11 protein-coding genes and 1 pseudogene are annotated in these 11,147 nt (G+C 68.9%); 8 read left to right on the top strand and 4 right to left on the bottom strand.

Translation table 11 applies throughout. From position 1 onward, the window contains the following. Positions 1 to 6: 6 nt before the first annotated feature. Positions 7 to 1,011: an alpha/beta hydrolase gene (locus ABD357_RS43660; RefSeq protein ID WP_344397329.1), complete on the top strand. Its 1,005-nt coding sequence runs from the start codon at positions 7 to 9 to the stop codon at positions 1,009 to 1,011. A 28-nt stretch (positions 1,012 to 1,039) separates the two neighbouring features. Next, positions 1,040 to 2,344: a crotonyl-CoA carboxylase/reductase gene (gene ccrA, locus ABD357_RS43655; RefSeq protein WP_344397327.1), complete on the top strand. Its 1,305-nt coding sequence runs from the start codon at positions 1,040 to 1,042 to the stop codon at positions 2,342 to 2,344. A 28-nt stretch (positions 2,345 to 2,372) separates the two neighbouring features. Here ccrA and ABD357_RS43650 read toward each other — a convergent pair whose 3' ends face one another. Beyond that, positions 2,373 to 3,866, bottom strand: coding sequence for a cytochrome P450 (locus ABD357_RS43650; RefSeq protein ID WP_344397325.1), 1,494 nt, complete (start codon positions 3,864 to 3,866; stop codon positions 2,373 to 2,375). Positions 3,867 to 4,237: 371 nt separating this feature from the next. Between ABD357_RS43650 and ABD357_RS43645 the strand changes: the two genes are divergently transcribed. From ABD357_RS43645 to ABD357_RS43625, 5 genes are read left to right on the top strand one after another with little or no spacing between them, the layout of a single operon-like run. Beyond that, complete coding sequence (locus ABD357_RS43645) at positions 4,238 to 5,896, top strand: sensor histidine kinase (protein WP_344397323.1); 1,659 nt, start codon at positions 4,238 to 4,240, stop codon at positions 5,894 to 5,896. 5 nt (positions 5,897 to 5,901) lie between these two features. Continuing rightward, positions 5,902 to 6,312: a roadblock/LC7 domain-containing protein gene (locus ABD357_RS43640; protein WP_344397321.1), complete on the top strand. Its 411-nt coding sequence runs from the start codon at positions 5,902 to 5,904 to the stop codon at positions 6,310 to 6,312. Next, a complete protein-coding gene (locus tag ABD357_RS43635) occupies positions 6,309 to 6,680 on the top strand; it encodes a DUF742 domain-containing protein (protein ID WP_344397319.1) in 372 nt (123 codons plus the stop codon). Before ABD357_RS43640 ends, ABD357_RS43635 begins: the two co-directional genes overlap by 4 nt. Then, positions 6,661 to 7,287, top strand: a complete 627-nt coding sequence (locus ABD357_RS43630; RefSeq protein ID WP_344397317.1) for a GTP-binding protein — start codon at positions 6,661 to 6,663, stop codon at positions 7,285 to 7,287. Before ABD357_RS43635 ends, ABD357_RS43630 begins: the two co-directional genes overlap by 20 nt. Beyond that, entirely contained in the window at positions 7,284 to 8,537 is a 1,254-nt protein-coding gene (locus ABD357_RS43625; protein WP_344397316.1) for a cytochrome P450, read from the top strand. The genes ABD357_RS43630 and ABD357_RS43625 overlap by 4 nt, the downstream gene beginning before the upstream one ends. 52 nt (positions 8,538 to 8,589) lie before the next feature. On the opposite strand, the gene ABD357_RS43620 is transcribed toward ABD357_RS43625, so the two are convergent. Further along, entirely contained in the window at positions 8,590 to 9,621 is a 1,032-nt protein-coding gene (locus ABD357_RS43620) for a 7-epi-alpha-eudesmol synthase (RefSeq protein ID WP_344397315.1), read from the bottom strand. A 428-nt stretch (positions 9,622 to 10,049) separates the two neighbouring features. On the opposite strand from ABD357_RS43620, the pseudogene ABD357_RS43615 reads away from it, so the two are divergent. After that, positions 10,050 to 10,305 (top strand): annotated as a pseudogene (locus tag ABD357_RS43615) (hypothetical protein); the annotation flags it as partial. 2 nt (positions 10,306 to 10,307) lie between these two features. Here ABD357_RS43615 and ABD357_RS43610 read toward each other — a convergent pair. Continuing rightward, entirely contained in the window at positions 10,308 to 10,772 is a 465-nt protein-coding gene (locus ABD357_RS43610) for a peroxiredoxin (protein WP_344397314.1), read from the bottom strand. 63 nt (positions 10,773 to 10,835) lie between these two features. Further along, complete coding sequence (locus tag ABD357_RS43605) at positions 10,836 to 11,141, bottom strand: DUF4235 domain-containing protein (protein WP_344397312.1); 306 nt, start codon at positions 11,139 to 11,141, stop codon at positions 10,836 to 10,838. Between the last annotated feature and the right edge of the window lie 6 nt (positions 11,142 to 11,147).

Raw genomic sequence — 11,147 nt, 5'->3', positions numbered from 1 at the left:
TCACCCATGCCGCGTCCGAAACCGCGTCTGCAGCGCCGCTGCGCCCTCGCCATAGCCCTCACAACATCCCTGATCGGCACGGGAGTTGCGCTAGCCCCGCAGTCGTCCGCGGCACCCACGGCGGCGACCGTGGCAGACGCGGACGGCGCCGCCATCGTGGGGGAGAACTGGCTGGACGCCCGCACCGTGGACCTCATGGTCGACTCCCCGGCGGTCGGCGCCACTGTGCCCGTACGCGTGATCCTTCCGACGCGTTACGCCGCGCAGCCGGACCGCACCTGGCCCGTCCTCTACCTCCTCCAGGGCGCCCACGACGACTACACCTCCTGGACCCGCGAGACGGACGTCGCCGACTTCATGGCGGACAAGGACGTCCTCACGGTGATGCCGGCCTCGGGCCCCACCGGTATCCCCACCGACTGGTGGAACTACGGCAGCGCCGACGCGCCGGACTACGAGACGTTCCAAGTCGACGAACTGATGGGGCTGTTGGCGCAGAGGTTCAGAGCCGGCACCAAGCGTGCCGTCGCCGGCGTCTCCACCGGCGGCTACGGCGCCCTCGCCTTCGCCGCACGGCACCCCGGCACCTTCGGGGCGGCAGCCTCGTACAGCGGGATCCTCGACACCACCGCCCTCGGCATGCCCACCGTCCTCAACGCGATCGTCGCCCGCGAACAGCTGCCGCCCCTGACCCTGTGGGGCAGCCCGCTGCTCCAGCGCGACAACTGGACCCGGCACAACCCCTACGCACAGGCACGCCACCTCAAGGGCACCAGGCTGTACGTCTCCCAGGGCAGCGGACTGCCCAGCAATGACTTCGGCAACCTCGAAGGTGCGGTGCTCGAAGGCGTCCTTTGGTCCCAAGCGCACCGATTCGCAAGGCAGTTGGAGGCTCTGAACATCCCGGCACAGGTGCACTTCTACAACGGCGGAGTGCACAACTGGCCGAACTGGCGGCAGGAGTTCAAGGCCTCGTGGCCGACGCTCGCAGCGGGCCTCGGCCTGAGCTGACCTCTCAAGGCCCCACCAAGGAGGAAACATGGACGCGCTGGCCCAGGCCGTGGTGGCGGGAGCCGCCCGTGCCGAACTGGAACAGCTTCCCCTGCCCGGTCACTACACCGCCGCCCATCTGCGGGCGGAGGACGTGGACAGCTTCACCGGAGTCGCGGACAAGGACGTCCGCAAGTCCATCCACATCGGCTCCGTACCGATGCCCGAACTCGCCCCGAACGAGGTGCTGGTGGCCGTCATGGCGAGCGGCATCAACTACAACACCGTCTGGTCGGCGATGTTCGAACCCATCCCGACCTTCACCTTCCTGAAGCACTTCGGCCGCCAGGACCGCTGGGCGGCCCGGCACGACCAGCCGTTCCACGTGATCGGCTCGGACGCGTCCGGGGTCGTCGTGCGCACCGGATCGGGCGTACGCCGCTGGCAGGTCGGCGACCGGGTCGTGGTGAGCCCCGTGTACGTGGACGAGGAGGATCCGGCGACCCACGCCGACGGCATGCTGGGCTCGGGCATGCTGGCGTGGGGCTTCGAGACCAACTACGGCGGGCTCGCCCACTACTGCGTGGCCCGCACCAGCCAACTCCTCCCCAAACCAGCCCACTTGAGCTGGGAAGAAGCGGCCTCGAATCCGCTGTGCGCGGGCACGGCGTACCGCATGCTGGTCAGTGACCGGGGCGCCCGGATGACGCAGGGCGATGTGGTGCTGATCTGGGGAGCGGCCGGCGGGCTCGGGGCGTATGCCGTCCAACTCGTCCGTAACGGCGGCGGGATTGCCGTCGGCGTCGTCAGCAGTGAGCGGAAGGCGGAGTACGCCCGCCGGCTGGGCTGTCATGTGGTGATCAACCGGGAGGAGATCGGGCTCACCAGCAGCGAGGCACCGGCCGATCCCACCGTGGTCGGCAAGCGGCTCGGGAAGCTGATCCGGGCCGCGACGGGCGAGGATCCGCATATCGTCTTCGAGCACGTCGGCCGGGCCACCTTCGGTGTCTCCGTCTTCGTCGTACGGCGTGGTGGCGCGGTCGTGACCTGCGGGTCCAGCACCGGCTATCAGCACGAGTTCGACAACCGCTACCTCTGGATGCGGCTCAAGCGCGTCATCGGCAGCCACGGCTCCAACCTGCAGGAACAGGCCGCGGTCGGCCGCCTCCTGGACCTCGGCCACCTCACCCCCGCGCTCACCGAGACCTACCCCCTCACCGCCACGGCGGAGGCCGCCCGCCTCGTTCAGAGCAACGACCACCTGGGCAAGGTCGGCGTCCTCTCCCTGGCGCCCGCCCCCGGCCTCGGAGTCGGTGACCCCGAGCGCCGGGAGCGCCTCATGAGAGGGGCGTAAGCACGCTGTATACGCGCTACACGCGCCGTCAGACGGGTTGCTCCGCCTTCTCCTCCGTCGTCCTCGGCACCCTCGGCTGCGGTGTCATCGAGAGCTTGTCCGGCTTGACTGTGACGATGGCCTGCGGGCGTGGGGGAGCCGATGTCAGGGTCAGGCGCCAGCGCTGGACGACGGTGGCCAGGACGATGAGGAGTTCGGTCCAGGCGAACTCCTCGCCGATGCACTTACGGCGGCCGTCGCCGAAGGCGAGGAACGAGGCGCGGTTGATGCTCTTGGCGCGCTCCGGCTCCCAGCGGTCCGGGTCGAAGGCCTTGGGGGCGGCGTAGACGTCGGGGTCGTGCTGGTGGACGTACGGGCTGTAGACGACATCCGCACCCTCGGGGATCGGGTGTCCGTCGAGGACGACCTGACGTGTGGTGGTGCGTGTGACGAGCCAGGCGGGGCCGTACATGCGCATGGCTTCCTTGAGGACGCTGCGCATGTACGGCAGTGAGCTCAGGTCCTCCTGGCGCAGTGGCCGGTCGCCGCACACGGTGTCGAGCTCGTCGTGCAGCCGCCGCTCGATCTCCGCGTTCCGGCTGATCTCGTACAGGGTCCAGGCGAGTGTCGTCCCCGTGGTCTCGATGGCCCCGGTGAGGAGTGTGATCGCCTCGTCCTGGAGCTGCTGGCGTGAGAGGGGGCCCGTCTCGGGGTCGTCGGCGGTGAGGAGGGTGGAGAAGAGGCCGCCTTCGGGCGAGTTGCCCGTCGAGCTGCCTGTTGAGCCGCCTGCCGGGCTGTCCGTCGAGCCGCCCGCGTGTGCGGGACAGCCGGCGGCTGGCCCGGCCGACGTGTCCGGCTCCGCGGCCAGTTGGGCGCGGTGATGGTCGATGGCCTGGTCGATGAGCGCCCGCAGGCGCGCGACCCGCCGCTCGTGCGCGCGGTTCGCGGGCAGCGGCAGCTTCGTCACCCAGCCCGGCAGGATGGTCTGCCGGATCGTGCCGCGCATGATCGCCGGCATGAGGCTCTGGAACTCCGCCTCGACGTGACCCGGCAGTCCCGAACCGAAGAGTGCCACGAGGAAGGTCGACAGCGTCAGATCGTTCATGTCCTCGTACGTGTCCCGCGCGACCCCCTCCGCCCACGCATCGGTCGCGGCCCGTACGTGCCCGATCATGACGTCGCCCCGGGTGGCGATGTGTGCCTTGTTGAACATGGGCTGCATCAGCCGCCGGTGCTTCAGGTGCAGGTCGCCGTCGGCGATCGTGGCGAGCCCGTCGCCGAAGAACACCCGCAGCGCGTCGATGATCTTGCCGCCCTTGGCGAACGCGTCGACCTCCGTCACCAGCACCCGGCGGGTGACGGCCGGATCGGTGACCACATAGGCAGCGGTAGGTCCTATCAGGATCTTGACGACGCTGCCCTGACTGCGCAGCGAGTCCATGAACTCCAGGGGACGTCTGGCCAGTTGGTGTCCGTGCCCGATCAAGGGCAGGCGACCGGGCGCGGTGGGAGCCGCCGCGGAAGTACCTGACATTCCGCTCATCGGTACATCTCCTCAAGGTCAACCAGGGGGCTTGGGGGCGATCATGAAATGCATGCCCATGTGTCCCATGGCGTATCCGCGCGCTCGTGTCACACCGTCGAGAGGGGGGCGGAGTGGCGAGTAAAGGGATTTGTCGACTCGAACGTCCCAGGTCGGAGCATGGTGAAAGCCTTATGGATGTGGGTCGTGAGGTTGATCCTCATCAGATCAGACCCGATAAGGTTCCTTGTGGCGCGGCGAGTTGGCGCGGCAGCACTCCGTTGTCGCTCGCTGTCCACGCATGCCCGTTGCGCGGTTGACCGCCGCACGACGAGTGCGTCCCCGAGCTTCTCCCGCCCCCCTGTTCGACCATGTTGCTTCGAAGGATGCAGATGGAACTTGCCACTCCGCCACCGGCGGCGCGGGCTCCGGTCTCCTGGTACAGCTGGTGGCTGCTGCCTCTGGCCCTGTGCGCCGGGACCGTGGCCGCCGCCGTCGCGGGAACCGATCAGAACCGAATACCCGCGATCGTCGCCGGGGCGCTGGCGACGACGGCAAGTGCCTTCTGCGTACGTTTACTTGTCCGCTCACAGCGGCGACTGCGCAGCAGTGCGGGTGAGTTCAGGAACGCGCAGGCCGAGCACTCCCAGCAGTGGCAGCAGCATGTGGTCGGCCTGGAGCGGAAGTACGCCGCCGAGCGCTCGGCCCACGACGCGCAGCTGGCCGAGCAGGCCCGGGTGTACGAGGCGCGGATCGCCGAGCAGGCCCAGGCCTGGCAGGTGCAGCTGGACCGGCAGCAGGCCGCCGTAGCTCTGCTCGCGGACACCCAGCTGCCGGACGCGCTGAAGCGGCTGCGCAGCGGTGAGGCCATCGACGACGTGCTGCCCACCGTCAACCAGTGCGCGGAGGTCAGCCCCGACCTGCGGGCCGAGTTGCGCAAGGTGCTCAGGACCGCGCTGATCGGCGTGGAGGAGGAGTTCAACCGCTCCACCGCGGCCGAGCACGCGGTCATCAGCATCGGCAGCCGTATCCACGTGCTCACCAGCAAGCTGCGCGGACGTCTGCACGAGTTGCAGGGCGAGCACGGCAGGCTGCCCGCCGTGGCCCAGGGCCTGATGGAGCTCGACCAGGAGATCGGCCCCGCCGACTGTCTGGCCGCGAGCATCGGCGTACTCGGCGGCTCGGACCGGCCCGGCCGGCAGTGGCAGGAACCGCAGCGGCTGCTCAGCGTGGTCCGCGGCGGCATCGGCCGGATCAAGGACTTCGACCGTATCCAGGTCCGGCATCTGCCCGAACTCGGCGTCGACGGCGGCCTGGTGGACCACCTCACGCTGGTCTTCGCCCACCTCCTGGACAACGCGGCGCGCTACTCGCCGCCCACCGAGCCCGTGGTCGTCTCCGGCAAGGAGGTGCCGAACGGCGTCGGCATCGAGATCCAGGACTCGGGCAAGGGGCTGAACGAGGAAAAGAAGCGGGAGGCGCTCCAGGCGCTGGAGGGCGAAGCCGCCGGCCCCGGTCTCGGCGGTGTGTCCGAGGACGCCCATCTCGGCCTCCGCGTGGTGGGGGCCCTGGCCCGCCGCTACGGCATCAGGGTCACGTTCGCGGACTCGCCCTGGCTCGGCACCTCGGTCGTACTGGTGGTACCCCACAAGTACTTCAGCCCGTTGCCTGCCGCCGTCACGGCTCCGGCTCCGGCCGCTCAGGTCGCCGCCCCGGCCGAGATGAGCACCGAGGTGGCCGCGCCCGAGTCCGCTCCGGACTCCGCCGAAGAAGCCGGGGACACCACACCCGGCGGTCTGCCCCGGCGCCGCAAGCGAGCGGAGTCCACCCGGCCGAAGCCGGTCGAGCCCGAGGAAGACGGGGCTGCGACGTCAGAGAACTCTGCGAACACGGCCTCGCACGCCGTGCCGCCGGACGCGTCCTTCACCGGCCTGGCCGCTTTCGCCACCGCCGGGCGCGAGCCGACCGCCGGAGACGACGAGCCGACCGCCGGACTCGAGTCCACCGCGGGACGCGAGTCCACCGAGCACCGCACTGAAGAGAGCGACTAGTCCACATGACGCAACAGGGAACCGACGTGAGCTGGGCGCTGCGCGATCTGGTCGAGAGCATCAAGGAGATCCGCTTCGCCCTGGTGGCCTCCAGCGACGGAAAGGCCATCACCTCCTACGGCGCCGACGACCCCGACGACGTGGACCGTTTCGCCGCCGTGGTGGCGGGACTGCAGGCGCTGGCACAGCCGGTGGCCGGGCAGTTCCCCCAGTACGCCGGGCAGTTGCGCCTGGCGATGATCGAGGTCGACGGTGGCCATCTCTTCGTGGTGCGGGCCGGCGTGGAGACGTACCTCGGAGTCCTCACCAGGGAAGGCCTCGACCAGGGCCTGCTCGGACATCAGATGAGGGATCTCGCCCGCAGGATGGGTGAGCTCCTCGGCACCACTCCGCGCCTGGAGGAGCACTCTGGATGAGTGGTCCCAGCCGACCCCTGAACCCGTCCGGTCTGGAGCGCTACTACGTCCTCACAGGCGGCCGCAGCGGACCGGGCGGTTCGGCGTCGAGCCTCGACGTGGCGACCCTCATCATCTCCCGTGCCGCCACCGTCCCCGGTATGCAGCACGAACACGAGGAGATCCTCCGGCGCTGCCGCGATCCGCTGTCGGTCGCCGAACTCGGCGCCCACCTCGGATTGCCGTTCAACATTCTCGCGGTGCTCCTGGCCGATCTGCTGGACGCAGGCCGTATCGAAGCCCGTGATCCCATCCCGGCGTCCGGCGCCGGTCGCGGGCCCGACCTCGCGCTCCTTGAGGAGGTACTCAGTGGACTTGAAAGGCTTTGACCATCCCGGCCGACAGGCGGCCGGGGGCACCCTGCCGGCCGGCGCCCGCTCGGTGAAGGTGATGATCGCCGGCGGATTCGGCACCGGAAAGACCACCATGGTCCGCTCGGTCAGCGACATCAAGCCGCTCACCACCGAGGAGACGCTGACTCAGGCCAGCGCCGACGTCGACAACCTGATCGGGGTGGCGGACAAGCAGGAGACCACCGTCAGCCTCGACTTCGGCAAGATCGGCATCAACGAGCAGCTGGTGCTGTACCTGTTCGGGACGCCTGGGCAGGAGCGGTTCTGGTTCCTGTGGAACGGCCTGTTCAAGGGCGCGCTCGGCGCCGTCGTCCTGGTCGACACCCGTCGGCTGGCCTCCAGCTTCCGGGCCATCGAGGAGATGGAGCGGCAGAACGTCCCCTTCGTCATCGCCCTCAACGTCTTCCCCGACTCCAAGGACCACCCGTTCGAGGAGATCCGGGACGCCCTGGATATCTCCCCGCACACCCCGATCGTGGCCTGCGACGCCCGCGACCGGGGATCAAGCCGTGACGTACTCATCGCCCTGATACGTCATCTCAAGGAACGCTCTGCTTCTGCCGTCGCTCTGGAGACTCGATGACCGATCAGCCCTCGAACGGTCCGGACGCCCCGCGCGGCTGCCCGGTCGCGCACGGCGGGGGAGAGGAATCCACCCGCCTCTACGGGCCCGAGGCGGCGGGCGACCCGCACGGCATCTACGCCAGGCTGCGCAAGGAACACGGGCCGGTCGCGCCGGTACTCCTCGAAGGTGACATCCCCGCCTGGCTGGTGCTCGGCTACCGGGAGAACCGACGGGTGCTCGACAACCCCCGTCAGTTCAGCCGCGACGCGCGGATCTGGCGGGACTGGAAGGAGGGCCGCGTCGAGAGCACCTCACCGCTGATCCCGATGCTCGGCTGGCGCCCGGACTGCGTGTCCCAGGACGGCGAACCGCACCGCAGGCTGCGCGGCGCCGTCACCGACAATCTGCAGGCGGTGGCGAGCCGGGGGATCCGTCGCCATGTCACGCACTTCGCGAACAAGCAGATCGACGCCTTCGCGGGCGCGGGCAGCGCCGACCTCGTGGCCGAGTACGCCGAGTACCTGCCGATGCTCGTACTCACCAGGATCTACGGACTCGCGGAGGGAGAGGGGCGGCGGCTGGCCGAATCCTCCGCGCAGGTGCTCAAGGGCGGTGAGGACGCCGTTCTGCACAACGACCGCATCATGCAGATCCTCGGAGAACTCGCGGAACGCAAGCGAGTGGAGCCCGGCTCCGACTTCACCACCGGGCTCATGGAACACCACGCCGGACTCGACGACGACGAGATCCTCAGCCACCTGCGGCTGGTGCTGATCGCCGCGCACACCACCACCAGCAATCTGCTGGCCCGGGTGCTGCAACTGATCCTCACCGACACCACCCGGCTCGCCGGCCTGGTCAGCGGCCAGCTGAACATCTCCGCGGTCGTCGAGGAGGTGATGTGGAACACCCCGCCGCTGGCCGTCCTGCCGGGCCGGTTCGCCGCCGCCGATCTCGAACTCGGCGGACACCGGCTCCAGGAGGGCGACCTGCTGGTGCTCGGACTGACCGCGGGCAACGTCGACCCGGAGATCCGGCCCGACGTCGGCATCTCCGTGCACGGCAACCAGTCGCATCTCGCCTTCAGCGGCGGCCCGCACGAGTGCCCGGGGCAGAACATCGGCCAGGCAATCATCGAAACGGCCGTCGACGTCCTCCTGCACCGCCTGCCGGGTCTGCGCCTCGCGGTCGCACCGAAAGAGCTCACCTCGACGGCCTCCACGTGGGAGGCACGACTGGACCGCCTGCCGGTCGAGTTCGCCGTATAGGAACGCGTTCGGCCGGCCACCTGTGGGGTGGCCGGCCGAACGGTTGCCCGCGTCAGACCGTGAGCAGGTCGTCCACCGACCCCCGGCCCGCCAACTCCGCGGCAGCCGCCGGGGTTTCCTTGTCCGCGGTGTAGCGGCCCGAGGTCAGCGCCCATTCGTAGTTGCCGTTGATCCAGTGCTGGATGGCCTCGACGCCCATCCGTACCTGGTCCCGCTGTTCCTCCTCCAGCCCCAGCTCGTCGCACATCTGCGGTACCTGGGCCTCCAGTTCGACGTACCGGTCGAGACAGTCCGTGGTCATCCGGAACGCCTCGTCGGCCGCCTCCTGCCAGGTGCACCGGCGCTCCCGGTGCAGGACGGCTATGAGGTTGTGTCCGTCTCCTCTGCGCTTCTCGCGCTCGAAGGAGTGGATGTCGTTCATGAAGCCGATGGTGTCCGCGGCCAGATCCCGCATCCGGATCATCAGCGGATGGGCCTGCACCTGTGCCGGAACCTCGAAGCCGCGGCTGCGCTCACCGGCGTCGATGCTGTGGTGAATGCCGACCGTACGGCGGCGGAACTCGGCGTACTCCTCAAGACCGAGGGTGCCTTCCAGGCCACGGGCCGCCAGGTCGACCTCCTCGGTGTGCGCCACGAGAAACCGGCCCCAGGAGGCCGCGAACCGCGTACGCCACGTCAGCGACATGCCCTCGGAAAGGTGCGCCCAGACCTCCGCCCAGGCCACCGTGATCGGGCAGTCCACCCGGGGCGTGCTCCCCGCGGGACGCAGCGGCGTGACGATGAGCTCACGTGCGACGTCCGCTATGCGGTCGGCGCGGTCCGGCCTGGCGGCGTCGAACTGGTCGTCGAAAAGGAAGGCCAGCGAGAACCAGTTCATGAGGACGACCATGTCCTCGGCCGAGGCGTGCGGATACGTACGGGCAGCGGCCTGGGGCAGATCCCAGGACCGGTACTCCTCGAAACCTTCTTTGCTGCGGACCAGACGACGGTCCCAGACCCAGCGCAGATGACGCGCCCGGGCGTACTCGAGATGTTCGCTGATGGGGGTGGTGAAGGGGAGGTCGAATTTGACGTCCTGCGGCATTCGTATCCTCTCTTGGAGACGATTCACAGGGCCCCCCACCCTGCGAGCGAGCGATCGGAACCGATCCCCGCCGACTCGAACTGCGCTTCCCGAGACGAAAGTTGACTCGAATTCGCTACGAGGCTGCCCTGATCGTAAATGATCTATGCCGTGACCTCCGTGACTTCTCCGTGACCTTCGTTACTCTTCCGGCGGCCTTGGCGAAATGCCCATGCCGGGCGGCCCGTTGGTCCTGGACGGCTGAATCCGGAGTGCGGGGTACCCGTGGACGACGGGGCGGCGTGCCTGGCGGTGCGGAGCACCGCCGCTTCACTCCGTAACGCACCTGGTACGTTCAGTTCATCGTCGGGGGCGATAACCAAGTCCCCAACAAGCCGAGCGAGTCCCGTACTTGCTCCTGCGGCCGGAAGGGTCGTCGCTGGACAGGCATGACCTGTCACACTCCCCGGAGCGATCCAGGGGAGAGTCTCCCGGTTTCATCCGGGAGAGAACTTCAAAAGGCGTTGCTGGAGGCCGACCAGAGGGACGCGACCGCGAACCGCCTGGAGATCAAGGCCGCCGACGGGACCTGCATGGCGTTCCGTCGGCGCGACGGCCACTCCGCCGAGCCGGCCGCGCCCCGAGAACTCCCTCCAGGTCCACCTGGACTTCCATGTGGAGGACCTCGAAGAGACGCAGCGACGCAGTCAGGCTGAACGCAGGACCGCCAGGGCGCGGTCCGCGTGTGCGCTCATCCTGAACTCGCTGCGCACCACCTCGAGTACCTTCCGGTCCTCGGAGATGACGAAGGTGACCCGTTTCGTGGGCGCCATGGAGAAACCGCGCTTCACACCGAACCGCTCCCGGATTGCCCCGTCGGGATCCGACAGCAGCGGAAACCCGAGCGTGTGCTTCCCCGCGAACTCCTGCTGCCGGTCCACCGGATCGCCGCTGATTCCCACCGGCCGCGCCCCGGCGGCGGCGAACTCGGCGGCCAGATCGCGGAAGTGGCACGCCTCGGCAGTGCAGCCCGGCGTGAGGGCGGCCGGGTAGAAGAAGAGAACGACGGGACCCTCGGCCAGGAGCTCGGAGAGCTTCCGGGACGTGCCGGTCTCGTCGGACAGCGCGAAGTCCTCGACAATGTCGCCCACTTCTGGCTGGCTGGTGCTCACAGCTCGCTCTCCTGCCTTCCGGCCGCCGTTCCGGAAGCCAACCTTACGCGACCGTAAGGGAGTTCAGTCCCGCCCTCCCTCTTCGCCGGACGGCCACACTCCGGTCTTGCGCTCGACGAACGCGGCACCCGAACGGTCCACGGCGCTGCGGACGACGGCGAAGATGGCCCCCTGGACGGCCGCGGCCAGCAGGATCTCGCCCCAACTGCGGTCCTTGTCCAGTGCGTCGGGCGCGTCGTCCTCGTGCCGGATTGCCTTCCACGTCCTCTGGAAGACCAGGCTGGCGAGGGTTCCGCTGGTCCAGCCGAGCAGAAAGCCGAGGGGCTTGTAGGCGAGGGGCAGCTTCATCTTCTTCTGCTTCTTCGGCATCGCTGA

This window comes from Streptomyces vastus, from assembly GCF_039532825.1.
In the GTDB taxonomy this organism is placed as follows: domain Bacteria; phylum Actinomycetota; class Actinomycetes; order Streptomycetales; family Streptomycetaceae; genus Streptomyces; species Streptomyces vastus.
The sequence above is the reverse complement of the archived record's forward strand: the minus strand, read 5'-3'. Positions and strand labels throughout refer to the sequence as shown.

Bases quoted from the DNA above. Each gene is read 5' to 3' on its own strand.
- ABD357_RS43660 (WP_344397329.1), top strand. From the start codon at position 7: ATGCCGCGTCCGAAACCGCGTCTGCAGCGCCGCTGCGCCCTCGCCATA.
- ccrA (WP_344397327.1), top strand. From the start codon at position 1,040: ATGGACGCGCTGGCCCAGGCCGTGGTGGCGGGAGCCGCCCGTGCCGAA.
- ABD357_RS43650 (WP_344397325.1), bottom strand. From the start codon at position 3,866: ATGAGCGGAATGTCAGGTACTTCCGCGGCGGCTCCCACCGCGCCCGGT.
- ABD357_RS43645 (WP_344397323.1), top strand. From the start codon at position 4,238: ATGGAACTTGCCACTCCGCCACCGGCGGCGCGGGCTCCGGTCTCCTGG.
- ABD357_RS43640 (WP_344397321.1), top strand. From the start codon at position 5,902: ATGACGCAACAGGGAACCGACGTGAGCTGGGCGCTGCGCGATCTGGTC.
- ABD357_RS43635 (WP_344397319.1), top strand. From the start codon at position 6,309: ATGAGTGGTCCCAGCCGACCCCTGAACCCGTCCGGTCTGGAGCGCTAC.
- ABD357_RS43625 (WP_344397316.1), top strand. From the start codon at position 7,284: ATGACCGATCAGCCCTCGAACGGTCCGGACGCCCCGCGCGGCTGCCCG.
- ABD357_RS43620 (WP_344397315.1), bottom strand. From the start codon at position 9,621: ATGCCGCAGGACGTCAAATTCGACCTCCCCTTCACCACCCCCATCAGC.
- ABD357_RS43605 (WP_344397312.1), bottom strand. From the start codon at position 11,141: ATGCCGAAGAAGCAGAAGAAGATGAAGCTGCCCCTCGCCTACAAGCCC.